The following is a 23,944-nucleotide window of genomic DNA, read 5'->3' on the forward strand; positions in this document are numbered from 1 at the left end:
TGATTAGCACACCAATCATCGCTATATCTTGTATTGCCATAGTATCTTCTTCATTTTAATTTTTAGAGTTGCTTTTATATAAGCGCTTTGTCATCAAATTATAATTAAGAAGGTATTAATAAGTTGTCAATAAAGTTTTAAAAATATAAAGATTTTATAAAGATAGCATTAGACCTTGTTTATGTTTAAGAGTATTTTTTTTAAAAGTGTTGAAAATATTTTCATCTCATCTTCGCTAAATGCTTCAAAATATTTACTGCACTCTTTTGAGATGTCATTTAGAGCTTTTACAACAAGCTCTTCACCGCTTTTTGTTAAACAGACAAGCATACATCTTTTGTCTGTTTGGTCTTCTTTTCTTGAGACTAGGTCTCTTTCTTGGAGTCTTTTTAAAACTTTTGTCATTCCACCTGATGAGAATATTGTCATATCATAGAGCTGGGTAGGGGAGAGAACTTTACCGTTAGTGTAGAGTGAAGCCAATACATCCACCTCTGAGTTAAGCAGGTCAAAACGCTCTTTTAAAAAACTATCAGAGTGAGATATGATAGTTTTTTGGATAAGTGCTATTGGAAAAGTCATTAAAAAAATCTCTGGAAGCTCTTTTGCATCAACTTTGTCATAAAAGTTACTAATGAGATTACTGTTTACTCTGTTTTTCTTCATGGCAGAATTATAGCTAAAAATATATCTTTCTAGCAAGACATAATTAAGAGTTCTTGTGGTACTATTTTGCTAAATTACCAACAAGGAGAGCAGTTGAGACTTTTTTTACCGATACTTTGCTTACCTCTTTTTCTCTACTCTTATACTTTAGATGAGCTTTTAGAACTATCCCATAAAAATAGAGTTGTAGAGTCAAAAACACATACGCTAATCTCTAAAGAGCGTTTATATGAGAGCGCTAAAAGCTCATATCTGCCTAGTGTAGATATAGGCGGAAGCTATCAAAATGCATATAAAGAGACTGCTGCTACTGCACAAAATTCACTGAAATTTCAAGCTTCTCTGAAATACACTCTTTATGATGGTGGCAAAAAAGATAGCTTGTACAATCAGCTTGAATCCTCAATTGATGCTAGTAAAAGCACAATTACTGCAACTAAAAACTCTATCTCACTAGATATTGCAAGACTATATTTTGAATATTTTGCACTTGAGGCTGATAAAACTGCTACAACACAAGAGATAGAGCAGTTAAAAGAGGAGCTAAAGAGAGTTGAGTTTTTTTATGAAGCTGGGTCTGTTACAAAAGATGAGGTTGTAAAGATTGACTCAAGGCTAAAAAAAGCCCAAGTTTCACTTCAAGAGATAGAGCTAGAGAACCAAAAAATCACACACACCCTTGAGTACTATACATCTCTAAGAGTTGAAAATATTGATGGAAGCGGTACTATAAAACTGCCTAAAGAAGAAGATGAGACTATAAGAGCAGATATAAAAGCACTTGAGCATGAAGCTACTTCACTGCTGCATGAAGCAAATATCAAAAAAAGCCAAAATATGCCTGTTGTATATCTGGATGATACATGGAGTCACAGCGACTACTATTTTGACGATAAAGCCCTAGATGGCGGTTTTTTAGTAGAAAATCAAAATATAGCTATGGTAAACGTTTCATGGAATATTTTTGATTTTGGCTCAAGAACTAAAGCGTATGAGTCTAAGCTTGAAGAGTATTTGAGTAAAAAATCTACGATAGAGTATGAAAAGAGCAGAGCGGACGTTGAGTATCGTCTTGCAAAAAAAGCACTTATCCTCTCCAAGGCAAAAGTAGAAGCAACAAAAGCAGCTGCAGATGCCGCATCTTTGGCATATGAGCTTATAAAGTTTAAGTATCAAAATCAAACTATCGATAATGTGGCTTACCTAATGGCTCTTAGCGAGAAGTATGATGCGCAAAGAGATGCACAAAGAGCTTTGTATGAGCAAGAGATTAAAAAAGCAGAGCTGATTTACTACAGCGGAAAAGATATTAAGGAGTTTTTATAGATGAAAAATTTTACAGTTTTAGCAGTGGTTTTATCTCTGTTTTTAGTTGGTTGTAGTGATGAGAAAAAAAGTGCCCCAGTTGCCCCAAATACTGCGGCTATGCCACCATTACCAGTAGAAGCATATAGTGTAAAGTTTGATAGAGCACCTCTAATTAAGAGCTACTCCGCACTTCTTAAACCATTTAATGAAGTTGAAATAGTAGCGCGAGTAAGCGGAGTTCTTCTTAGTGAAAATTTTAAAGAGGGCTCGTATGTAAAAAAAGGCGACACTCTTTATGAGATTCAAAAAGATGAGTATCGTGCATCTTTAAATGAAGCAAAAGCAGCTCTTTTAAAAGCAGAGGCAAATTTTAACAAAGCCCATAAAGATTGGGAGCGTAATGATTATCTATTTAAAAACAGTGCTATTTCTGCAACTCAGCGTGATGAACTCCTTTATGGTTATGAAGATGCAAAAGCAGAGGTAACAAAAGCAAAAGCCGTAGTGCAAAATGCTCAAATCAAATTTGACTATACAACTATAAAAGCCCCAATTAGCGGCACAATCGGGATGAGTAGCAGTGATGTAGGCGCTTATATAGATGCAGGTGAGCAGAGCTCAAAGTTAGTAACTATCACAGCGCTAGAGCCTGTATATGCGGAGTTTTCTCTACCGAGTAGTGATGTGACAAAGTATCTCTCTCAAATCAAAAATGGCACAAAAGTAATACTTAGTGTCGGAACAAAAAGCTATAACGGAGATATTGATTTTATCTCGCCTAAAATAGATGCACAAACGGATACTCTAAAACTAAGGGCAAAGTTTAAAAACAGCGACAAAGAGCTAGTAGTAGGTGCTTATGCCCAGATAAAAATTGATGGGCTTGAGTATGAGAGAGTTGCACAAATCCCTCAAGTAGCTCTTGTTAAAACACAAGATGCGACAATTGTTTATGTTATAAAAGATGGTGCAATCTCGATGAGACCGATAAAAAGTGCACAAGTACAAGATGGTATCGCTTATGTTGAAGAGGGCTTGGATGATGGAGAAAATATAGTAATAAGCAATATCGCAAAACTAAGACCAAGCTCAAAAGTTACCATTGTGGAAGGTAAGTAAATGTTTTCCACTTTTTTTATAAAAAGACCTGTATTTGCATCTGTTATTTCGATACTTATCGTTTTAGCTGGTGTGATAGCAATGCGTTCTTTGCCTATTGGAGAGTATCCAAGAGTTATTCCTCCGCAGATTGTAGTTAGTGCCTCTTATCAGGGTGCTAGTGCGCAAACTATCTCAAAAACAGTAGCAGCTCCTCTTGAAGAGCAGATAAACGGAGCTAAAGATATGCTCTATATGAGCTCAATCTCAGCTGATAACGGCTCACTTAGTATAAGTATATTTTTTAAAGTAGGAACAAATCCTGATGATGCAAAGATAGATGTAAACAACCGCGTTCAAGCGGCTCTCTCAAGACTTCCAGAGCAGGTTCAAAGACAAGGCGTTAGAGTAAATGAGAAGTCGCCTGATATGCTTCAAGTTATCATCTTAAACTCGCCAAAACAGAGCAGAGATGTCAGTTTCTTGTCAAATTATGCTCTTATAAACATAGTAGATGATTTAAAGAGGGTTAAGGGTGTTGGAGATGTAACTATCTTTGGCGCAAAAGATTACTCTATGAGAGTCTGGATAGACCCATCAAAACTAAAAAAATACTCCCTTACAGTAAATGACTTAGTTACCTCTATCAGAGAGCAAAATGAGCAGTACGCTGCTGGAAAACTCGCAGCTGATCCAATCTCAAGCAAAGAGATGTTCACATATACGATAGAGACACCACAAAGATTTGATGACCCTTCACAATTTTCAGAGATTATAGTAAGAGCAAACGAAGACGGAAGCTCTCTAAAACTAAAAGATGTCGCAACGATTGAGCTTGGCTCTCAAAGCTACAACATGAAAAACAAGCTAAATAATGTTCCAGCTGTACCAATTTTGATATTTTTACAAAGTGGCGCAAATGCGATAGAGACAGCAAAAGAGGTTCGTCAAACTATCGCTTCTATAAGCGAGAACTTTGTTGATGATGTTGAGTATGTTATCCCTTATGATATTACCGACTTTGTTCAAATCTCTATCAATGAAGTTATTAAAACTTTCATAGAAGCTATCATCTTGGTTATTCTTATCATATTTCTGTTTTTACAAAATTTTAGAGCAACGCTTATACCTGTTTTAGCCGTTCCTGTATCTATAATCGGTGCATTTGCAGGTATGTATATACTTGGTTTTAGTATCAACTTGCTTACACTCTTTGGGCTTGTTCTTGCCATTGGGATAGTTGTTGATGATGCGATTATCGTTATAGAAAACGTTGAGAGACACATAAAAGAGGGACTTACCCCAAAAGATGCCTCTATAAAAGCGATGCAAGAGGTCTCAGGTGCTCTGATTGCTATCGTTTTAGTACTCTCAGCTGTTTTTCTTCCAGTTGCCTTCTTGGGTGGACTTAGTGGAGAGATGTATAGACAGTTTGCTGTTACCATAGTTATATCGTTGGCTATTTCAGGGCTTGTGGCCCTTACACTTACACCTTCACTTTGTGCTCTGATGCTAAAGCCGACACACAAAGAGCCAAAATATTTCTTCAAATGGTTCAATAGCTTTTTTGATAGCGCGACAAGAGGTTACTCAAAAGCGCTAAAGTTAACAATACGTTACACTTTTTTAAGTATGTTGCTCTTTGGCGGACTTATATATGTCACATACGATATGTTTACAACACTAAAAACAGGGCTTGTCCCAACAGAAGATAAAGGAACTGTTTTTGTATTTAGCTATAACCCTCCTTCTGCTTCACTTAGCAGAACAGATGCTCTTACTTCAGAGATATATGAGATAGCTTCAAAAGAGAAAGATAGTATAAAAAATATAGTGCAGTTTGCAGGAATGGATTTTGTTACATTTTCACAAAGAACAAATGCAGCCGCTACGATTTTGAAACTTCAGCCTTGGGATGAGAGAAAAGACCCAACTCAACATGCAAGTTATATCGCAGCAGATATGAGTAAAAAACTCTCCCGTACAAGTGATGGATTCTCTTTTGGTGTTGTTCCTCCGCCGATTATGGGTATGGGAATCGCTGGCGGGTTTGAGATGTATGTTCAAAACAGAACAGGCGCGGATTTAAAAGAGCTTCAAAAATATGTAAATGAGATTATACAAAAAGCAAACAAAAGACCAGAGTTAGCAGGAGTTAGGACTACACTAAATACCTCAGTTCCAAAATATAAGATAGAAGTAGATACACCAAAAGCAAAAGCAAAAGGTGTAAATATTGATGAGGTCTATCAGACTCTAAATGCAACTTTTGGAACTTTTTATGTAAATGATTTTAACTTGCTTGGCAGAACTTACATGGTAAATATGCAAGCAGAGGAGTCTTTTAGAAAAACGCCACAAGATTTAGAGAAGATATTTGTCAGAAGTGCGCAGGGCGAGATGATTCCTCTTAGCTCATTTGTAACGCTTAAGCAGAGCGTTGGCGCTGACTTGGTTGAGCGATTTAACCTATTTAGCGCTGCAAAAGTCGCAGGACAAGCCTCTTTAGGATATAGCTCAGGAGACGCACTAAAGGCGATAGAAGAGGTTTCAAATGAGGTTCTGCCTGAGGGATATAGTATTAGTTGGATAGGAACGGCATATCAAGAGAAGCAGATATCTAGTGCTGGAAATTTAGCGTTTATTTTTGGAATAATATTTTTATATCTGATTTTAGCCGCTCAGTATGAAAAGTGGCTTATGCCAATAGCTGTTATTTTGGCTGTTCCTTTTGGTGTGTTTGGAGCTGTTGTCGCCAACCATCTAAGAGGGCTCGATAATGATATTTACTTCCAGATAGGGATACTGGTTCTGGCTGGACTTAGTGCTAAAAACGCCATCTTGATAGTTGAGTTTGCTATACAAAAAAGAGAGCAGGGTATGGAGCTTGTTGAAGCCGTATTAGAGGCCGCAAAAATTCGTCTGCGCCCAATCATCATGACCTCTTTAGCCTTTACGCTAGGGGTTATTCCTCTAGCCATCAGCAGCGGTGCAGGAGCAGCGAGTAGACACTCCATAGGAACAGGAGTGGTAGGCGGAATGTTAGCAGCTACATTTTTAGCGATACTATTTATCCCTCTATTTTATATCTTAGTTTCAAAAATAAGAAACAAAGAGCAGAAGTAAAAAACTACTCCGCTAGGTTGAAAAATCTAGCGGCTTCCAGTTCGTCATCAGTTAAATTTTCTAGTGCAAAATCTTCATCTTCTGATAACAATCTTTTTATCTCTTTTTGACAATACTCAAACATTATATCTTTTGCACTCTCTAAGTTTGCCACAAAACCTAAACCGCTAAATTGGTAAGGCTCAACTTGCTCTATACAGATTAGTGTTCCCTCACACTCGCTCTCAAGCATATCTACAATAGCTCTGTATGAGATGTTAAACTCCGTCGCATGCCAACCGATATCTTCCATCTCTTTTGTGCCAAACTCATCAACACCATCTGCTGTTGTGTCATCATATGTTGCTCTGAGGGAGTTAAAACCTATAATCTCTTGCCAATTTGAAAAAGCTTTTATAAGAACCCTCTCATCATCTTCAACTATTTGATAGTTTTTTCCAAGAACGCTCTCAATTGAGCTGTTTGCAACAGCCACTCCGCTATAAATAAGAATGTCTGCTGTGGTAAAAGGTTCATAGCATATCTCTCCATCAACTCTTACGCCAAAATGTTTTTGAGACTCTATAGCTTCTAAAAGTTTACTTCTCTTTACTACTATAATTTCTTTAAAAAGATTGAATTTTTTCATAAATATTCCTCTATTTTTAATGGGCATTATAGGAGTTTTTGCTTTATTTTAGTATAATGCCAAAAATTTTTTAAGCGCTTAAGCTTAATAAAAACTAAGGAAAAATAATGGCATTAACTGTTTACTACGACAAAGATTGTAATATCGATCTAATTAAAAGCAAAAAAGTTGCAATGATTGGATTTGGCTCTCAAGGCCACGCACACGCAGAAAATCTAAGAGATAGCGGTGTTGAAGTTGTTGTTGGTTTAAGAAAAGATGGCTCAAGTTGGGCTAAAGCTGAAGCTAAAGGCTTTAAGGTAATGACTGTTGCAGAAGCATCTGCATACGCTGATCTAGTTATGATTTTACTTCCAGATGAAAATCAAGCTGAAATTTACAAAGATGAGATTGAGCCAAACCTAAAAAATGGCGCAACTATTGCATTTGGACACGGTTTTAACATCCACTACGGAAGAATTCACCCAAGAGCAGATGTAAACGTTACTATGATTGCTCCAAAAGCTCCAGGACACACTGTTCGTTCAGAGTTTGTAAGAGGCGGCGGTATTCCAGATTTAATCGCAGTTGGACAAAATCCAAGTGGAAATACAAGAGAGTTAGCGCTTTCATACGCATCAGCTATCGGTGGCGGTAGAACTGCTATCATCGAGACAACTTTCAAAGATGAGACAGAGACTGACCTTTTTGGAGAACAAGCTGTTCTTTGTGGTGGTGCTGTTTCTTTGGTTCAAGCTGGATTTGAAACTTTAACTGAAGCTGGTTACGCTCCAGAACTTGCGTACTTTGAGTGTCTTCATGAGCTAAAACTTATCGTTGACTTGATGTTCCAAGGTGGAATCGCAGATATGAGATATAGTATCTCTAACACTGCTGAGTATGGTGACTACGTTTCAGGTAAACGTGTTATCAACGCAGAATCAAAAGCTGCAATGAAAGAGATTTTAAAAGAGATTCAAGATGGTAGATTTGCAAAAGATTTCATCCTTGAAGGTCAAGCAGGATACCCAAGAATGAACGCTGAGAGAGCAAATGCAAAAGCTTCTTTAATCGAGCAAACAGGTGTTAAACTTCGTACAATGATGCCATGGATTGCAGCAAACAAAATAGTAGATACTTCTAAAAACTAAAATAGCGACGCATTTTCTGCGTTGCTACACTCGTCACGTGCTTTAGCACGCTTCCTCGCTATGCGCCTTGAAACTCCATCACTCTTTTAGTTTTTACATTTTTACAATAGCTGTTGAACTCTTATAAAAGTAGAGAGCAAAATAGCACTTTTATCTACATGTGAGCTTTTCATCTTTAGTTCACTCTCTAAGAGTAGCTCGTGAAGTTTATAGTATTGTCTAGGTTTGATTTTTATAGCTTGAGTTGCTTTTTCTTCAACTACTTGAGGCGGAGGTTTGTATCCTAAGATTTCTATCGGGTTTGGTGCGCCATTTACTCTTATGTAGATATTAAACATATAGAGCTGTGTAAGATAAGAGGTTAAAGCCGTTAAGAGGCGTATCTCATCCTCTCCATGCTCAAGAAGATTCATCAAATCACTCTTAAAATCTCTCTTGTTGATAACTTTTTTTATAAAATCATCTATGCTAATCTCAGCAAGTCCAAAAATAAGTAAATCGATCTCTTTTGCAGTTATCGCTCTATCATAAACCCTAAGCTTTTCTATCTCATTTGAAGCAAGAGCAATATCAGAGTTATGTATGTTTAGTAGATGATTTATAGTTTGTGTGTCTATGTTTACATTTTTCTCACGAGCAATTTGTGCAATACTAGAGAGTGCTTCAGCATGGCTTGGATGAAAAAACCTAACACACATAGTTTTAGTCTTTGTAGAAGGCTTTGCATAAGAGGCATAATCAGTTCCAAAATAGGCATAAACAAAACTATTCTCAGAGCTTTTTTCACACTGTTCTATCAATATATCCAGCTCTTTTTTTGGAATTTTTTTTTCACTTTTTATGATTAGAATATTTTGATCACCAAATAGTGAAGCTTGAGATAAGTGGGCTTTTGCAGAGTTAAAGTTATACTCATCATGATATAACTTTAAAACAGAGGCATTTTCTATATGTGTAAGAAACTCTGTATATCTATCTATTAAAAAGCTACTCTCGCCAAAAAGTATAAAGCTATTTGAGAGTGAGCGGTTTTTTATATGTTTATCTAGTTCGTTTTTGTACACACTTAAATCTCTTTTTCTAGTATCTCAACTATTGATGCATAGATTTTTGCTTTAGCTATATCTACTTTGTCTATTCTTACTTTTACATCATCAAAAAGAGCAGCGTCAAGATTATGTGTGATGTAAAATCTTGCACCAGAGATTGTGTCATGAAGCTCAGCTTTGAAGAATGGATCAGTTGAAGTAACTCTTGCATTAAACACATTGTCAATGTTTTCTGATGCCCAACGAGCAAATTTTCTAGCCATAAATTCAACCTCTATAGTTGAGGCTTCTCTCTCTTTTTCGCTAACACTCATACAGAGTGACTCTATATTTCTTAAAACATAAGAGCCTTCTGTTGTATCATGATTACTGATAGCTTTTAGAAGCCTGTGAACGATTAGGTCGGAGTATCTTCTAATTGGCGAAGTAAAGTGTGTATACTCATCAAATCCAAGCCCAAAGTGCCCAGCATTTATAGGAGCATATCTAGCTTGCATTTGTGACTGGATAATTAGTGTATCTACCTCAGAGACAAGATTCATCTCGGCGGCTTGTTTTTGTATCTCTGTTATTGTCTCTTTTATAGATTTTTTGATATTTATAAACATACCAATTCCAGCTAACTCTTGATAAAGATTTTGAAGTTTCATCTGGTTTGGAGGCTCATGGATACGAAAAACTCCTCTTGTAAATCTCTTTGCAGCCTCTTTATTTGCTAAGAGCATACAATCTTCAATCAGAGCGTGAGATGGGGTCTCCTCAGCATAAGAGGTACTTAATATATTTGAGTTTTTATCAATGAACATCTCAAGTTCATTTGAACGGAAGTTGTAACCTATCTTTAGTCTCTTAGCCTTTAGCGCATCAGTAATAACTCTCAATTTATGAATATACTCAAAAATCTCAATTTCTGATGGATTTTGAGGCTCTAAGTTGCCTTTAAAAAGTTCATCAACCTCTTCATAGTTAAATCTTCTTTGTGAATGAATAATGGCTTCATAAACTTTTGAACTGCTTACTTCTAGGGTTTCTAAGTCAAGCTTCATCTCAAAAACATAAGCTAGTCTATCTACATGTGGCTGTAGTGAGCAGAGTGTTTCACTCAGTTCACGAGGAAGCATTGGGATAGAGCGATGAGGAAGATAGATAGAGAAACTTCTGTAAATTGCTTCATTGTCAATTGCCCCAAAAGGCTCTACATAGTGGCTTACATCAGCAATTGCAACATAAAGAGTAGTAGTATCTTCATCATAGTAGATTGCATCATCAAAATCTTTTGCAGTAACTGGATCTATCGTACAAAAAGCCAGTTTTCTTAAATCTACTCTTGAAGGGTGTTTTGTGGCATCAACCTCTTTAAATGAGGATGCAATCTCTAGCACTTCAGGTTCAAAAGCATCATGTTTGTTATAGTGTGCTAAAACAATCTTCTCATCAACTAGTGGGTCTTTGATATTTCCTAAGCGTTCCATAATAGTAAAGTCTTGATTGTTTATTTTAAAGACATCGCCATCTTCGTAACTATCCAGTTCGTCTTTAGAAATCTCTACACCTACTGGAAAGTCTGTTTTTAAATCAACTAATGATTTATGAGCATCTTTTGTGAGTATGTATGCAACACTGTATGTAAGTGCGCGTCCTAAAATTTCAACTATTTTTGCACTAGGAGAGCCTCTTTTGCCAAGAAGTCTTTGGGCAATTATCAAATCACCCTCTTTGGCTTTTGTTGTTTCAATATTATCTATAAAGAGGTCACGAACATATTCGCCTATAACATTAAGATATGCAGTGCCGTTTTGGATAAGTCCAAGAGTTCCAGCGCGATATTTTGAGTTAAATTTATAAAGAGTACCTGTTTTTGTTATGTACTCTTTTGCTAAAAAATCATTAACAAATTTGAGTTCATTTGCAGATACATCTTGCTCATCGAGTCCATGAGTGAGTCTAATAAGAAGAGATTTCATAGAGATGATTAAATGTTTTCTAAAGCTTTGTCAAAACTTTCCATATCTAGGTTGTATTTGATTATAAGCTCTTTAGCTGCGGCAATACTATCATCTGTAATAGAGCCGTTAATTTTTACAGTTGTACGAACTACTTGTAAAATTTGTACTGCTTTTTTAATATTATCATTTGCATTTTCTGGATTTTGGCAGTTTCTTATAGTTTCAACAAGTCCAGCTTCAAATCTCCAATGCTCAAAAATAGAAGCACTTACTTCTGGAGTGTCAACACCAGCAATTTCTCTCTCTGCTGCTTCAACATCATCAAGAGATATTAGCGCCTCTTTGAATTTTTCTTGGCTCATATCAAGCATGATTTGTTGTGCAATGAGAACTTTTCCAATCTCAACTAAAAATGCGGCAGGTGATAAAATACCTAGAAGTTTTGCCTCTTTTCTTAGACACCATGAAGTAACAAGAGCATGCTGTTTTTTAGATAGCGCAGAGAACATATCGTTATCGATACCGTATACAGATAAATCAAGAGTAAAACTTTTTTTAACAATAGAAGCTAGAGCAAATCCTCTAACGGTACCCATGCCAAATAGACCAACTGCTTGATTTATAGTGTTTATTTCGCGGCTAAAGCCGTAAAGTGGAGAGTTTGCAGCTTTTAATATGTCTGCTGTTAAAAGAGGATCTTTTTCTAAAATCTTTACCATGTCATTAAAAGTGCTATCTGGATCTTGATAAACAGCTTCTATCTGCATTGCAGACTCAGGAAGAGGCGGGAGTTGTTTGATTTTTTTTAGGATTTCGTCAGTCATTTACTTCTCTCTTTTGTGAGTAATTATAATTTACAAAGATAATACATATATGTTCATAAAAAAGCACTGAATATTTACAAATTGTTGATACTATTGACTCTTAATTTTAAAAAAAAGGAAAATAATATGCACAAAGAAGCGATGCTAACGCAACTTGGATATGTACCAAATGATGCCTTGCTAAACCAACTAGAAAGAATAGAATCAAATACACAAGGGTATGAGAAAATACAAAAACATATTATGGATTTAAATGACCATTTGCGAGTAGACGACTCTTATGTTGCTATGTCAAATTCAAACGACTATTTTAAGATAAAGATTGACTCATCTTCACCAGAAGCGGTAGAACAAGCACATGAAAAAGTAAAGCGCTTTAGCGAAAAATATAAAGTTAAAGTTGATAAATTAGAAAATAAAAACACCTACTACATAGTAGGCTTTAACCATTAATAAGCACTAAATTGCAAGAGCCAATGAGCATAGAGGGATACGACATCCTAATAGAAGAGTTTAAGTTTTTGCTAGAGATAGAAAAGCCCAAAGTTGCGCAAGAAAAGCTCATTGCTGCGGCCTTGGGAGATAGAAGTGAAAACGCAGATTATCAAGCTGCTAAAGAGAAATTGCGTCATATCGATAAGAGGCTTTTTTTATCTAAACTCTATGATACAAAAAGCATCTATTATAGACCCATCAGTGCTATCGCATACAAAAGTTAGTTTTGGAAGCAGTGTTAGGATTTTAGATTTAGAGAGTGATGAAGAAGAGATTTACACAATCTGTGGTGTTTTAGAGTCAGAACCAGAAAATGCCCTTATAAGTGTACACTCTCCACTAGCTCGTGCTATGCTTGGAAAGAGTGTAAGTGAAGAGTTTAAAATCCAGCTTCCACTTGTAAAAAAAGAGTATGAAATCTTAGAAATTTACTATAAAAACATCTTTTCACTTAAGAAAAATATCCGTAAAAAGTCCGATTTTGCCTTCCATTAAATTTCTTTGCCAACTATTTTAAGATATAATCCCACTTTAAAAACCAAAAATTAAATTTTTAGGATTCCACGTGAGCCAACAACTACAAGACATTGAAAAAGTACTATCTTCACACAAGCTTTCAGGCGATGATTATGCGCATATTAAACAGATTTTAGGTCGTGAACCAAATCTTGTTGAAATCGGAATTTTTTCTGCAATGTGGAGTGAACACTGTAGCTATAAATCTTCAAAAGTACATTTAAATGGCTTTCCTACAAAAGCGCCATGGGTAATTCAAGGACCTGGGGAAAATGCTGGTGTTATAGATATTGGTGGCGGTTATGCTGCTGTTTTTAAGATGGAATCACACAATCACCCTAGCTTCATAGAGCCGTATCAAGGTGCTGCAACAGGTGTCGGCGGAATTATGCGCGATGTCTTTACTATGGGTGCTCGTCCTATTGCAAACTTAAATGCGCTTAGATTCGGAGATGTTTTAAAAGATAACAAAACTTCAGCGCACCAGCGTTATCTGGTTCGTGGAGTTGTGGCTGGAATCGGTGGATATGGTAACTGTATGGGAGTTCCTACAATCGGTGGAGAGACAAGTTTTGACGAGTGTTATAATGGAAATATCCTAGTAAATGCTTTTACTCTTGGACTTGCAAAAAGTGATGAGATATTTTACGGAAGAGCCGATGGAATAGGCAATCCTGTTATATATGTTGGTGCAAAAACTGGACGTGATGGTTTAGGTGGAGCTGTTATGAGTAGTGACAGCTTTACAGAGGAGTCAAAATCTCTTCGTCCAACTGTTCAAGTTGGAGACCCATTTACTGAGAAACTTCTGCTTGAGGCTTGTTTAGAGCTTTTCAAAACAGATCATGTTGTAGGTATTCAAGATATGGGTGCAGCAGGTCTTACTTCTAGCTCATTTGAGATGGCAGGACGTTCAGGCTCTGGAATGATTATGCACCTTGACCGTGTTCCTGCTCGTGAAGAGGGGATGACTCCTTATGACTTCATGCTTAGTGAATCTCAAGAGCGTATGCTTCTTTGTGCAAAAAAAGGTTCTGAAGCAGAGATTATAAAAATCTTTGAAAAATGGGACCTTGATGCTGCTGTAATTGGTGAAGTTACTGCTACTGGAAATATGGAGCTATTCTGGCATGGAGATAAAGTTGCAGAGGTTCCAGTTAATCCTGTAAGTGAGGAAGCGCCAGTTCTAAACCGTCCAATGAGCAGACCTGCTTACTTGGATAAAATTGCTTCTGTAACGATAGATGATTTTGCAAGAGTATCAAATCAAGAGGCATTTGAGAGACTTACAAAATCTATGGAAGTTGTAGATAAATCTTGGATTTATACACAATATGACTCAATGGTACAAACTAACACTATTAAAAATGGTGGAATGCTTGACGCTTCTGTTGTTCGTGTAAAAGAGAATGGAAAAGCTCTTGCAATGAGCGCTGATTGTAATGTTCGTTACTGCTATATAGACCCAAAAGGCGGCGCTGCAGCGGCTGTAATTGAGTCTGGAAGAAACGTTGCTATGAGTGGAGCTAGACCTCTTGCTATAACGGATTGTCTAAATTTTGGAAATCCTGAAAACCCTGAAGTTATGTGGCAGTTTGGACAAAGTTGTTTAGGTATAAAAGAGGCTTGTAGTGCTCTTACAACACCTGTAATTGGCGGAAATGTATCTTTATACAATGAGACAAATGGTGTATCTGTATTTCCAACTCCATCAATCGCAACCGTTGGTGTAAATGATGACCAAAACAAGGTTTTGATGTCAAGCTTTCAAGGCGAAGGAAACACTCTTTATCTAGTAGGAGAATCAAACTCTGAATTTGGTGGCTCTTTATATATGAAAGAGGTTTGTGGAGTTGTTGCTGGAGTGCTTCCTGAGATTGATTATGAAAAAGAGCTTACTCTTTGGGATTTGGTAATTGAGGCAAACAAAAAAGGCATCTTAGAGTGCGCAAAAGATGCAAGTAGTGGCGGTGTTGCTATCGCTCTTGCTAAGATGGCAGCCGTAAGTGGGCTTGGATGTAGTGCTAGAATGCTTGTGAATGATGAGAGAGACATTTTTGCAGAGAGCATGAGCCGTGCAATTATAGAAGTAAAACAAGAAAACTCTGCTTCATTTGAATCAATGGCTGGAGTACTACAGTGTCAAAAACTTGGAACAGTTGGTGGAGATATAGTAAAAATCAACAATGTTTCAATGAGTATGAAAGAGCTTCAAGACAACTACTTTAACACATTTAAAAGAGTAATTGAGAGAGATATCTAATCTACTCTCATATACTCAAGCGCAAACTCTCCTAAGATTCTCTTCTCAATACTGCTTCTGTAATTAGGGGCGATTGAGTCAATTGAGAGAATCTTCTCCAAAATATCTCTATGCTGTATAGGATTTGCAAACGCCATATTTGCGTCAAGTATTGATACTTGGTTTTCATCTCTGCCTTGTAAAACTACTTCATCCCCAGCAACTATCTCTCCCTCTTCAAGTACTCTATAGTACCATCCCGTTAGACCTGTTATATAAATCTCATTTGTAAATTTTTTGTTGTTCCATCTTTTAGCGATTTTAAAACAGGGCTTTCTTGGCTGAGACACCTGCAAAAGAGTTGAGCCGATTTTATGAATATCGCCTAGATATACACTGCTCTCATGTAACCCAGAGATGGTAAGATTTTCAGCAAGTGCACCAAAGGGAAGATTATCTACATCTAAGAACTCTGCCCACTCTTTGTAGTTCTCATAACTGTTTGCAAAAACTGCTTTTTCCAATCCGCCATGATGAACTTTATCTGCTACTTCATCGCCAACTATGCCATATCTGCTAACAAAAACTTTTGACTTAACTACCTCTTTAAATGAGGCACTCTCCCAATACTTTTGTAAAAATTCACTACTCTCTTTATCGCCATAACCATTTACTTTGCCTATTTGAATAGATACAACACTGTTTTTCATAGATACAACCTTATCAAAAAAGATTATTGTAACAAAAAAGCAGAAAAAAATTATTTCATATAGCTAAAAAATATCTCTAAAACTTTTTTATATAACTAAGAAGCTCTGGGTCTAGCATATACTTTTTACTAGTGACTTCATCAATGTTTTTGTAAACAAAGCCGTTTTTACTGTAGCAGATAACGCTTGAGTTAATGTTCTCAAGTAGCGCGTCAATAGCATGATTTATAAACTTGTAAGCCATAAGCCTGTCATATATGCTAGGGCTCCCGCCTCTTTGAGTATGGCCTAAAACAGTTACTCTTGCCTCTATGCCTACTTTTTGCTCAAGCCACTCTGCAACATCTTTTGAACTATCTTTAATACCCTCTGATACTATAACGATAAAATATTTTCTTCCGTTTTTTATCTGCTCTTTAAAGCTCTCTTCATAACTTCTCAAATCATATTTTACTTCTGGTATAAGACAGAGTTCCGCTCCGCTACATAAAGATGACACAAGAGCCAAATAACCGCAGTCTCGCCCCATTGTCTCTATCACAAATGCTCTTGAAAATGAGGAGGCGGTATCTCTGATGTTGTCAATTGACTCTTTGATTACGTTTAGAGCTGTGTCCACTCCAAGACAGTAGGTAGTGCCGTTGATGTCGTTATCTATGGTTGAGGGGATACCGCAAAACTTCACGCCATGCTCTTTATAAAATATATCCATTCCTCTAAAAGAGCCATCTCCGCCCAATACAACTAACATCTCAATATGTAGAGCGTCAAGATTTTTCTTTGCCACTTCTCTGTAGCTCTTATCCATAAACCTTTTGCTTCTTGAAGAGCCCAAAATTGTACCGCCACGATTTATAATCCCAGCAACATCGTTATGAGATGCTTTGGTTATTTTATTATCAATGAGTCCCTCAAATCCGTTATAAATAAAATAAGGAGTTAGCCCTTTTTCAAATGCATACTCAACAAACTCTTTAATTGCAGGATTCATTCCGCTTACGTCACCGCCAGAGGATAAAATAGCTATATTTTTCATCAAATCTCTCAACTTAATTTCTTATAGTTTACCATTATCTAAAGTCGAGTTAGATAAAATTAGAGAATTTATTTTTAGGAAATTTTAATGAAAAGAGCGTTGGTAAGTGTAAGCGATAAGAGTGGTGTAGTTGATTTTTGTAAATCGCTTGTAAAAAATGGTTTTGAGATTATCTCAACTGGTGGAACATATAAGATACTGGTAGAAAATGGCATCAAAGCTATTGAGATAGATGAGGTAACAAAGTTTCCTGAGTGTTTTGAAGGACGTGTTAAGACTCTAAACCCTTTTGTTCACGGCGGAATTTTACATAGACGCGACAAACAATCACACTTAGACCAAGCAAAAGAGCTGGGCGTTGAAGCTATTGATTTGGTTTGTGTAAATCTTTACCCTTTTAAAGCGACTATTGAAAAGACCGATGATTTTGAAGAGATTATAGAAAATATAGATATTGGCGGACCTGCTATGGTTCGTTCAGCTGCAAAAAACTTTGATAGCGTTATGATAGTAACTGATGTTAGCGACTATGCAAGAGTGATAGACGCACTAGAAAATGAGAAAAATACATTAGAGTTTAGAAGAAATCTAATGATAAAAGCTTACGAGCATACTGCATCGTATGATAGTATGATAGCAAACTATATGAACACTCGTTTTAACGGTGGTTTTGGAGCAAAACAGTTTATAGTAGGAAGCAAAGTAATGGATACTCGCTATGGCGAAAATCCTCATCAAAAGGGTGCTTTGTATGAGTTTGATAAACACTACTCAGATAACTTCAAAACATTAAAAGGTGAAGCGAGTTTTAACAACCTAAATGACTTAAGCGGTGCTGTAAAAATTGCTTCTGCTTTTGGAGATGAGAATGCTGTTTGTATAACAAAGCATGGAAATCCATGTGGTTTTGCTATAAAAGATACCCTATTAGAGGCTTATGAAGAAGCCCTTAAGTGTGACCCAGTTTCTGCTTTTGGCGGTGTTGTTGCAGTTAATGGCGTTGTGAACAAAGAGTTGGCTCTAAAAATGAATGAGATATTTTTAGAAGTAATTATTGCAGGTCGTATTACCCAAGAAGCACAAGAAGTTTTTGCTTCTAAGAAGCGTATCAAGCTATTTGAGATGGGAAGTGAGAAGTTACTCTTAGCTAATGACGCTAAAGACTTCAAGCATATAGACGGCGGTTTTGTCTATCAGGATGCCGATAAGGTAAATGATGATGAAGTAAAAAACGCAAAACTAATGACGACTAGAGACGCAACAAGCCAAGAGAAAAAAGATATGGAGATAGCTTATAAAGTAGCATCTCTTACTAAATCAAACTGTGTTGTTTATGTCAAAAACTCTGCGATGGTAGCCGTTGGTATGGGCATGACAAGCCGTGTTGATGCAAGTCAGTGCGCACTAAAAAAGGCTAAAGAGATGGGGCTTGATGTAACAGGAGCAGCACTTGCAAGTGAAGCGTTTTTTCCATTCCGTGACAGCATTGACGCAGCCGCTGCAGCGGGTGTTAAGAGCGTAATAGAACCAGGTGGAAGCATAAGAGATGAAGAAATCATAGAAGCGGCAAATGAGTATGGTATGAGCCTATACTTCTCAGAAGTAAGACACTTTTTACACTAAGCGTTTAAAGAGCAGGGATAAGAGTTATCTCTGTTATCTCACTACATGCACCAAGTCGCATGGGTGGACCCCAAAATCCAGTGCCTTTGTTTACGTAGATTTGCAACTCTTTGTTGTGTTGGTGTAAACCGCTAATATATGGTTGTTGAAGTTTTACTAAAAATCTAAATGGAAATAGCTGTCCTCCGTGGGTATGACCACTTAGCATCAAATCAACGCTATCATTTACCTCTTCTATATATTTTGGTTGATGCGCTAAGAGGAGCGTTGGAGAGTTTTTTAAATTTTTTAATGCTTTGTTTATATCTGGGGCATACTCGTTTGTTCTATACCCAAATAAGTCATAAACCCCAGCTAAATTAAAGCCCTTACCCTCATCGCCAATATATATATTTTCATTCTCTAAAACCCTTATGCCTAGCTTTTTTAAGCTCTCTAGGATTTTGGCTATATCATGAAAATACTCATGATTTCCAGCTACAAAAAAGGTCCCATATTTTGAATTGAGATGAGCAAGTTCAGCTACGATATCTCCTCCTCGTTCCATATCTATATCTATCAAATCTCCAGTTATAACTACTAAATCTACATTTAGAGCATTTACTCTTTGAACAATATCTTTTATAAAAGTTTTGTTTATTAGTCCGCCTATATGAATGTCACTGAGTTGAGCAATTTTATAGTTTTTTTTGAGGTTTTTTATAGCTACTTCCACTTTTTCAAGTTTAATATCTCTTGCGTTATAGATAGATTTTGCACTAAGTGTTGATGCAAAGGCAAGTGAAGATATATCAAGAGAGCGCTTGAAAAAATCTCTTCTTCTTTTTGAAAGAGTGGCTCTTTTAAGTATAACTATTGATATATCATAGATAATAGCTGTACAAAATAGTAGAAAAAGTATACCAATCGGGAGTGAGAAGAGAAAGTAGAGCCAGTTAGGAAAATCTACATAATAGCGTCCCAGCATATAACCGATAATGCCAAAAAAGTTCACAAATAAAAAAATACGAAAGTAAAATTTATTTATTGACTTTATATCAAGATGAGCTATAAATCTTCTTGATATATAGAAGTTAATAAGAGCAAATACGCCTAAAAAAGCTGTGAAAAATAGTATTGGATTCATGTTTGAAGTATAGCAAATAATACTAAACTGATAGCTCAACCTTGATTGACATCCGCTCAACTCTTGTGATATAATCTCACTTAATAATCAAATAATATATATTAGGAAACAAATATGGCAAAATCTTTATATGACACACTTGAAGTTTCAGAGAGTGCAACTGAAGCAGAGATAAAAAAAGCGTATAGAAAACTAGCAAGACAATACCATCCAGATGTAAACAAAGAGAAGGGTGCGGAAGATAAATTTAAAGAGATAAATTCAGCGTATGAGATACTAAGCGATAAAAAGAAAAAAGCACAATATGACGCTCACGGCGATAATATGTTCGGTGGACAAAATTTTCATGACTTCTCGCGTTCACACGGTGGCGGAAGTGGCGATTTGGATGAGATATTAAGAAGTATGTTTTCAGGGGGAGGCGGTTTTGGAGGGTTTGGTGGCTCTTCATTCGGCGGCGGCGGTTTTGGCGGACATCAACAACCAAATCTTGATATAGAAACAAGCGTTACGATTCCATTTGTTGTTTCAATCCTTGGCGGCTCTCACTCTGTGGCAGTAAATGGAGAGCGATTTGATATAAAGATTCCAGCGGGTGTAAATAGTGGAGAGAAGATGCGCGTTAAGGGCAAAGGACATGCTCAAAGCGGACGCGCTGGAGACCTGTTTTTAAAGATAAATGTTGCCTCAAATCCTGAGTACACAAGAGATGGCGATGATTTAATCAAAAAATTTGATGTTCCGCTTTATGCAGCACTCTTTGGAGAGAAGGTAACTATCCAGACGTTAGAAAAAGAGATAAAGTTAAAAATCCCTCAAAATACAAAAAATAACCAAAGATTTCGTGTAAAAGAGATGGGTGCAATGAACCGTAAAACAAAAGAGCGCGGAAATCTATATCTTGAGGCAAATATAGTTTTACCTAAAATTGAAGAACTTGATGAAAAGTTAGTAGAGTTAATGAGAGAAAAACTACCAAAAGGAGAGAGAGATGATTCATGATTATGATGAACCAGTATATCTGATAAGTATTGTTGCAAAAGTTTTAGAGATACATCCACAAACCCTTAGGCAGTATGAGAGAGAAAATCTTGTAACTCCATCAAGGTCTAACGGAAAGATAAGACTCTATTCGCAAAGAGATATAGATAGAATAAAACTTATTCTTAGACTTACTCGTGAACTTGGGGTAAACCTTGCTGGAGTTGATATTATCTTGAGATTAAAAGAGAATGTTGATGGGATGGAGCAGGATATTTTAACACTTAGACAAGAGGTTATGAGAGCAAAAAACTCTCAAACTGTCTCTCACGATAAAGCGCTTGTTACTAAAAAAAGTATCTATGAGATGATAATTTTTAAGAAGTAACTACTCTTTAAGTCTTGAAATATCTGCGCCAACATTTTGCAGTTTTTTCTCTAAAGAGTCGTAACCTCTATCTAGGTGATAAATACGGTGAACATTAGTTATACCATCTGCTACCAACCCAGCTAAAACCAAAGCACTTGAAGCTCTTAAATCTGTTGCCATAACATCAGTTCCGCTTAGTTTAGAGTGCCCATTTACTGTCGCTACATTTCCATTTAAAGATATGTCTGCACCCATTCTTTGAAGCTCACTAACATGCATAAATCTGTTCTCAAACAATCTCTCTTCAATGATAGAAGTCCCATCCGCTTGAGTAGCAAGTGCTAAAAATTGGGCTTGCATATCTGTAGGAAATGCTGGGTACTCTTGTGTTACAATCTTTACATGTTTGATAACTTCTGATGGATGAATAGTAATAGAGTCATCTGTTATAGTAAATTTGCTTCCCATCTCTTGAAGTTTTGATAAGACAGCGCCTAAATGTTTTGCGTTAGCACCCTTTAGCGTAAGCTCTGACCTTGTAATAGCCGCAGCACATAGATAAGTTCCAGCTTCAATACGATCTGGTATAACACTAAAAGGCTCAATATCTAGAAGTTCACCAGCTGTACCGTGGATAGTTAAAACAGCAGTTGCAATGCCATCAATCTTTACCCCACTCGCATTTAATATCTCGCATAATTGAACTACTTCAGGCTCTCTTGCCGCATTAGTAATAGTTGTGACGCCACTTGCCAAAGCTGCCGCCATAACGATATTTGCAGTTCCTGTTACTGTAATCTTGTCAAAAATTATATTACAACCCTTTAGCCCATTGGGTGCGATAGCGTGAATATAACCAGCTTCTATGTTTATCACAGCACCCATCTGCTCTAACGCTTTTAGGTGTAAGTCAACTGGACGCTGTCCGATAGCGCATCCGCCAGGAAGAGATACCTCACAATGCCCAAATCTAGCTAATATTGGACCAAGCACTAAAATAGAGGCGCGCATAGTTTTTACAATGTCATAAGTCGCTTTTGTCTGATTTAGAGTTGATGTGTCGATTGTTGTTGTATCATTTTCCCATGAAGATGAGCACTCCGCGCCCAAATTTGATAAGAGCTTTAAAAGAGTTTTTATATCTGCTACATGAGGCAAGTTTTTTATAGTTACTATATTTTTAGCAAGTATACTCATGGCAATAAGAGGAAGAGCTGCGTTTTTTGCGCCAGAAATTTTTATTTCGCCATGTAGTTTTTGGGCTTTTTGTATCTGTAAGTAATCCATGGTTATCTTTTTGTTGAGGTTTGAAATTATATCAAAAATAGTTTGCGTTTTTGGTATAATCACTTAAGTTAATATAGGAAGAAGCTATGAGTTCAGCCTTAGATAGATTAAAGAATCTAACAAATAAAATATCGAGTTATGAGCGTACAAGAAAAGATAATTTAGTTCTTCTTGAAGAGCTTTATAACAGTTTGGGAATAAATCAAAAAGTTGAAGAGTTCAGTGAACTGTTTAATTTTAAAGCCATAAATCTATCAGGTGCATCACTTTTAAATGAGACTCTGGGAGAGGTAAAAAAAGATAAATATCTTCAAATACTAGCAATTGGCTATGACAAAGAAGCTGTTGTAAAGAGTAAAAATATCTCGCTTGGTTATTTTGGAAAAGCTCAAAATGTTGATGAGGAGCTCAAAAACAGAGTGGTAGAATTTATCATTCGTTTTAGGTTTGAGAAGAGTTTTATGACTCTTGAACACTACTATACAATGCTAGAATCTTTTAAGAGTGATGAGTAGATTTTTTCTCCTTCTTTGGCTTAGATGGGCAACTCGTTTAACTCTTTGTAGCACATTTCTCGCACTATTCTTCTCATCACTGCTAACACTCTTTGTCTATTTTTCTCAAGGCGCACCAGAATTAATTTCTGAGGTAAATATAGCTCTCTTTGATATTTTAAAATTTTGGTTTATGATATTTTGGCCACTAACTATATTAATCGCACTCTTTAGAAGTTTAAAGTATCTCTTTAACAGTTGTATAAATGGCTTTGAGTTAAAACTTTTAAGTTGTGATACAAAGAGCTATATAGAACAAATCGGATATGGAGATTTGGTAAGGGTATGGAGAAAGTGGCTTATGCTTCTTATATGGCTTGTAAGTGCATTTGTGATTTTTGCTCTTGTTTATACATATGCGCTTTCATCGTATAGTGGGCTCTTTGAGTGGTTTGACATCTATACTCTTTATATTTTTATACTGATATCTGGCTATATATCTTTTGTGCTTATGAGCACAAGATGTAAAAAAATAGAGATACGCCCATGTTAATTTTTTTGGATTTAGAGACTACGGGACTAGAGAGCAGTGATAAAATCTGCTCTATCGGAATGATTTGTCTGGATAAAGAGGTGGTTTTTTCATTTTACGAGCTTATCAATGAAGATAAAAAAATATCTTCAAAAGCTTCAAGTATAAACCATATAACAAATGAGATGCTAAAAGATAAACCAAAACTCAAAGATAGCCAAGCATGGAAAATTTTACATGAGAACAATAATCAAGACTCAACCATAATCGCACACAACGTAAATTTTGACCTCAAAATGTTAATGCAGAGCGGGTTTTTGTGGCAAGGTAAAATAGTTGATACGCTTAGAGTCACAAAACATCTTATTCCAGAGTGCGAGGAGTTCTCTTTGCAGTTTTTAAGATATGAGTTAAAACTATATAAAGATGAGCAAAAAGAGGCACTAAAGTACAACGCAGATATATCTCCTCATAATGCCCTAAGTGACGCTTTACACGTAAAACTTCTGTATGAATATCTCTTAGAGATAAAGGCACATGATGAGTTAATCTCTTTGAGTTTAAAAAATGTTTTGATTGAAAAATTCAGTTTTGGAAAATATAGCGGTCGTTATTTAGAAGAGATAAGTATGTGCGACAGAGGTTATTTGGAGTGGATGCTCTTGCAGATGAGGGATATAGACGATGATTTGAGATATAGTATAAGCAGGTTTTTATAAAGTTGCTATGCTATACTTTTGTCCAAAAATAGAATTAT

At 36.4% G+C, this 23,944-nt stretch carries 23 protein-coding genes; 14 read left to right on the forward strand and 9 right to left on the reverse strand.

Going from position 1 to position 23,944, the window contains the following annotated elements; translation table 11 throughout:
• Positions 1–168: 168 nt before the first annotated feature.
• Entirely contained in the window at positions 169–666 is a 498-nt protein-coding gene (locus AC6H33_RS02545) for a MarR family winged helix-turn-helix transcriptional regulator (protein WP_497605405.1), read from the reverse strand.
• 93 nt (positions 667–759) lie between these two features.
• On the opposite strand from AC6H33_RS02545, the gene AC6H33_RS02550 reads away from it, so the two are divergent.
• Genes AC6H33_RS02550 through AC6H33_RS02560 form a run of 3 tightly spaced genes read left to right on the forward strand, consistent with a single transcriptional unit; the run spans position 760 to position 6,198 of the window.
• The gene (locus AC6H33_RS02550) at positions 760–1,992 is read left to right on the forward strand and encodes a TolC family protein (protein WP_497605406.1); all 1,233 of its coding nucleotides are present in this window, start codon (positions 760–762) and stop codon (positions 1,990–1,992) included.
• A complete protein-coding gene (locus AC6H33_RS02555; protein WP_497605407.1) occupies positions 1,993–3,093 on the forward strand; it encodes an efflux RND transporter periplasmic adaptor subunit in 1,101 nt (366 codons plus the stop codon).
• Complete coding sequence (locus AC6H33_RS02560) at positions 3,094–6,198, forward strand: efflux RND transporter permease subunit (protein WP_497605408.1); 3,105 nt, start codon at positions 3,094–3,096, stop codon at positions 6,196–6,198.
• 4 nt (positions 6,199–6,202) lie between these two features.
• On the opposite strand, the gene AC6H33_RS02565 is transcribed toward AC6H33_RS02560, so the two are convergent.
• Entirely contained in the window at positions 6,203–6,826 is a 624-nt protein-coding gene (locus tag AC6H33_RS02565; RefSeq protein ID WP_497605409.1) for a hypothetical protein, read from the reverse strand.
• A 107-nt stretch (positions 6,827–6,933) separates the two neighbouring features.
• Here AC6H33_RS02565 and ilvC point away from each other — a divergent pair, with 107 nt between their 5' ends.
• Entirely contained in the window at positions 6,934–7,956 is a 1,023-nt protein-coding gene (gene ilvC / locus AC6H33_RS02570; protein WP_497605410.1) for a ketol-acid reductoisomerase, read from the forward strand.
• A 101-nt stretch (positions 7,957–8,057) separates the two neighbouring features.
• Here ilvC and holA read toward each other — a convergent pair whose 3' ends face one another.
• The 3 genes from holA to AC6H33_RS02585 are packed head-to-tail and all read right to left on the reverse strand — an operon-like array spanning position 8,058 to position 11,775.
• Positions 8,058–9,020, reverse strand: coding sequence for a DNA polymerase III subunit delta (gene holA / locus AC6H33_RS02575; protein WP_497605411.1), 963 nt, complete (start codon positions 9,018–9,020; stop codon positions 8,058–8,060).
• A 2-nt stretch (positions 9,021–9,022) separates the two neighbouring features.
• Positions 9,023–10,969: an RNB domain-containing ribonuclease gene (locus tag AC6H33_RS02580; RefSeq protein ID WP_497605412.1), complete on the reverse strand. Its 1,947-nt coding sequence runs from the start codon at positions 10,967–10,969 to the stop codon at positions 9,023–9,025.
• Positions 10,970–10,977: 8 nt separating this feature from the next.
• The gene (locus AC6H33_RS02585) at positions 10,978–11,775 is read right to left on the reverse strand and encodes an HDOD domain-containing protein (protein ID WP_497605413.1); all 798 of its coding nucleotides are present in this window, start codon (positions 11,773–11,775) and stop codon (positions 10,978–10,980) included.
• A 126-nt stretch (positions 11,776–11,901) separates the two neighbouring features.
• Here AC6H33_RS02585 and AC6H33_RS02590 point away from each other — a divergent pair, with 126 nt between their 5' ends.
• The 4 genes from AC6H33_RS02590 to purL all read left to right on the forward strand — a co-directional run bounded on the left by AC6H33_RS02590 (position 11,902) and on the right by purL (position 15,049).
• Positions 11,902–12,228 (forward strand): hypothetical protein, encoded by a 327-nt coding sequence (locus tag AC6H33_RS02590; RefSeq protein ID WP_497605414.1) that lies wholly within the window; start codon positions 11,902–11,904, stop codon positions 12,226–12,228.
• Positions 12,229–12,239: 11 nt separating this feature from the next.
• Entirely contained in the window at positions 12,240–12,494 is a 255-nt protein-coding gene (locus tag AC6H33_RS02595) for a hypothetical protein (RefSeq protein ID WP_497605415.1), read from the forward strand.
• The gene (locus AC6H33_RS02600) at positions 12,439–12,765 is read left to right on the forward strand and encodes a GreA/GreB family elongation factor (RefSeq protein ID WP_497605416.1); all 327 of its coding nucleotides are present in this window, start codon (positions 12,439–12,441) and stop codon (positions 12,763–12,765) included. Before AC6H33_RS02595 ends, AC6H33_RS02600 begins: the two co-directional genes overlap by 56 nt.
• 70 nt (positions 12,766–12,835) lie before the next feature.
• Positions 12,836–15,049, forward strand: coding sequence for a phosphoribosylformylglycinamidine synthase subunit PurL (gene purL, locus AC6H33_RS02605; RefSeq protein ID WP_497605417.1), 2,214 nt, complete (start codon positions 12,836–12,838; stop codon positions 15,047–15,049).
• On the opposite strand, the gene AC6H33_RS02610 is transcribed toward purL, so the two are convergent.
• Both AC6H33_RS02610 and AC6H33_RS02615 read right to left on the reverse strand, forming a co-directional pair.
• Positions 15,046–15,738 carry an MOSC domain-containing protein gene (locus AC6H33_RS02610; RefSeq protein ID WP_497605418.1) on the reverse strand — a complete coding sequence of 231 codons (693 nt, stop codon included), beginning with the start codon at positions 15,736–15,738 and terminating at the stop codon, positions 15,046–15,048. The two genes, purL and AC6H33_RS02610, sit on opposite strands and share 4 nt — an antisense overlap.
• 76 nt (positions 15,739–15,814) lie before the next feature.
• Positions 15,815–16,774 carry a 6-phosphofructokinase gene (locus tag AC6H33_RS02615; RefSeq protein WP_497605419.1) on the reverse strand — a complete coding sequence of 320 codons (960 nt, stop codon included), beginning with the start codon at positions 16,772–16,774 and terminating at the stop codon, positions 15,815–15,817.
• A gap of 87 nt (positions 16,775–16,861) precedes the next feature.
• On the opposite strand from AC6H33_RS02615, the gene purH reads away from it, so the two are divergent.
• Positions 16,862–18,397: a bifunctional phosphoribosylaminoimidazolecarboxamide formyltransferase/IMP cyclohydrolase gene (gene purH / locus AC6H33_RS02620; RefSeq protein WP_497605420.1), complete on the forward strand. Its 1,536-nt coding sequence runs from the start codon at positions 16,862–16,864 to the stop codon at positions 18,395–18,397.
• Positions 18,398–18,401: 4 nt separating this feature from the next.
• Here the strand turns inward: purH and AC6H33_RS02625 are convergent, their stop codons facing one another.
• Positions 18,402–19,523: a metallophosphoesterase gene (locus AC6H33_RS02625; RefSeq protein ID WP_497605421.1), complete on the reverse strand. Its 1,122-nt coding sequence runs from the start codon at positions 19,521–19,523 to the stop codon at positions 18,402–18,404.
• A 114-nt stretch (positions 19,524–19,637) separates the two neighbouring features.
• Here AC6H33_RS02625 and AC6H33_RS02630 point away from each other — a divergent pair, with 114 nt between their 5' ends.
• Both AC6H33_RS02630 and AC6H33_RS02635 read left to right on the forward strand, forming a co-directional pair.
• On the forward strand, positions 19,638–20,525 hold the full coding sequence (locus AC6H33_RS02630) for a DnaJ C-terminal domain-containing protein (protein ID WP_497605422.1): 888 nt from the start codon (positions 19,638–19,640) through the stop codon (positions 20,523–20,525).
• On the forward strand, positions 20,515–20,892 hold the full coding sequence (locus AC6H33_RS02635) for a heat shock protein transcriptional repressor HspR (RefSeq protein WP_497605423.1): 378 nt from the start codon (positions 20,515–20,517) through the stop codon (positions 20,890–20,892). The genes AC6H33_RS02630 and AC6H33_RS02635 overlap by 11 nt, the downstream gene beginning before the upstream one ends.
• On the opposite strand, the gene murA is transcribed toward AC6H33_RS02635, so the two are convergent.
• Entirely contained in the window at positions 20,893–22,161 is a 1,269-nt protein-coding gene (murA, locus tag AC6H33_RS02640) for a UDP-N-acetylglucosamine 1-carboxyvinyltransferase (protein WP_497605424.1), read from the reverse strand.
• 86 nt (positions 22,162–22,247) lie between these two features.
• Here murA and AC6H33_RS02645 point away from each other — a divergent pair, with 86 nt between their 5' ends.
• Genes AC6H33_RS02645 through AC6H33_RS02655 form a run of 3 tightly spaced genes read left to right on the forward strand, consistent with a single transcriptional unit; the run spans position 22,248 to position 23,906 of the window.
• Positions 22,248–22,676: a hypothetical protein gene (locus tag AC6H33_RS02645; RefSeq protein ID WP_497605425.1), complete on the forward strand. Its 429-nt coding sequence runs from the start codon at positions 22,248–22,250 to the stop codon at positions 22,674–22,676.
• Complete coding sequence (locus AC6H33_RS02650) at positions 22,669–23,208, forward strand: hypothetical protein (RefSeq protein ID WP_497605426.1); 540 nt, start codon at positions 22,669–22,671, stop codon at positions 23,206–23,208. Before AC6H33_RS02645 ends, AC6H33_RS02650 begins: the two co-directional genes overlap by 8 nt.
• Positions 23,202–23,906 carry an exonuclease domain-containing protein gene (locus tag AC6H33_RS02655; RefSeq protein WP_497605427.1) on the forward strand — a complete coding sequence of 235 codons (705 nt, stop codon included), beginning with the start codon at positions 23,202–23,204 and terminating at the stop codon, positions 23,904–23,906. The genes AC6H33_RS02650 and AC6H33_RS02655 overlap by 7 nt, the downstream gene beginning before the upstream one ends.
• The last annotated feature ends 38 nt before the right edge of the window (positions 23,907–23,944 follow it).

Source organism: Sulfurimonas limnophila (assembly GCF_059705345.1).

Coding starts and splice junctions, on each gene's coding strand:
- ilvC (WP_497605410.1), top strand. CDS start 6,934: ATGGCATTAACTGTTTACTACGACAAAGATTGTAATATCGATCTAATT.
- AC6H33_RS02555 (WP_497605407.1), top strand. CDS start 1,993: ATGAAAAATTTTACAGTTTTAGCAGTGGTTTTATCTCTGTTTTTAGTT.
- AC6H33_RS02610 (WP_497605418.1), bottom strand. CDS start 15,738: ATGAAAAACAGTGTTGTATCTATTCAAATAGGCAAAGTAAATGGTTAT.
- AC6H33_RS02655 (WP_497605427.1), top strand. CDS start 23,202: ATGTTAATTTTTTTGGATTTAGAGACTACGGGACTAGAGAGCAGTGAT.
- AC6H33_RS02585 (WP_497605413.1), bottom strand. CDS start 11,775: ATGACTGACGAAATCCTAAAAAAAATCAAACAACTCCCGCCTCTTCCT.
- AC6H33_RS02615 (WP_497605419.1), bottom strand. CDS start 16,774: ATGAAAAATATAGCTATTTTATCCTCTGGCGGTGACGTAAGCGGAATG.
- AC6H33_RS02625 (WP_497605421.1), bottom strand. CDS start 19,523: ATGAATCCAATACTATTTTTCACAGCTTTTTTAGGCGTATTTGCTCTT.
- AC6H33_RS02560 (WP_497605408.1), top strand. CDS start 3,094: ATGTTTTCCACTTTTTTTATAAAAAGACCTGTATTTGCATCTGTTATT.
- AC6H33_RS02580 (WP_497605412.1), bottom strand. CDS start 10,969: ATGAAATCTCTTCTTATTAGACTCACTCATGGACTCGATGAGCAAGAT.
- murA (WP_497605424.1), bottom strand. CDS start 22,161: ATGGATTACTTACAGATACAAAAAGCCCAAAAACTACATGGCGAAATA.
- AC6H33_RS02635 (WP_497605423.1), top strand. CDS start 20,515: ATGATTCATGATTATGATGAACCAGTATATCTGATAAGTATTGTTGCA.
- AC6H33_RS02650 (WP_497605426.1), top strand. CDS start 22,669: ATGAGTAGATTTTTTCTCCTTCTTTGGCTTAGATGGGCAACTCGTTTA.
- AC6H33_RS02565 (WP_497605409.1), bottom strand. CDS start 6,826: ATGAAAAAATTCAATCTTTTTAAAGAAATTATAGTAGTAAAGAGAAGT.
- AC6H33_RS02545 (WP_497605405.1), bottom strand. CDS start 666: ATGAAGAAAAACAGAGTAAACAGTAATCTCATTAGTAACTTTTATGAC.
- purH (WP_497605420.1), top strand. CDS start 16,862: ATGAAAAGAGCGTTGGTAAGTGTAAGCGATAAGAGTGGTGTAGTTGAT.
- AC6H33_RS02630 (WP_497605422.1), top strand. CDS start 19,638: ATGGCAAAATCTTTATATGACACACTTGAAGTTTCAGAGAGTGCAACT.
- AC6H33_RS02590 (WP_497605414.1), top strand. CDS start 11,902: ATGCACAAAGAAGCGATGCTAACGCAACTTGGATATGTACCAAATGAT.
- AC6H33_RS02645 (WP_497605425.1), top strand. CDS start 22,248: ATGAGTTCAGCCTTAGATAGATTAAAGAATCTAACAAATAAAATATCG.
- AC6H33_RS02600 (WP_497605416.1), top strand. CDS start 12,439: ATGATACAAAAAGCATCTATTATAGACCCATCAGTGCTATCGCATACA.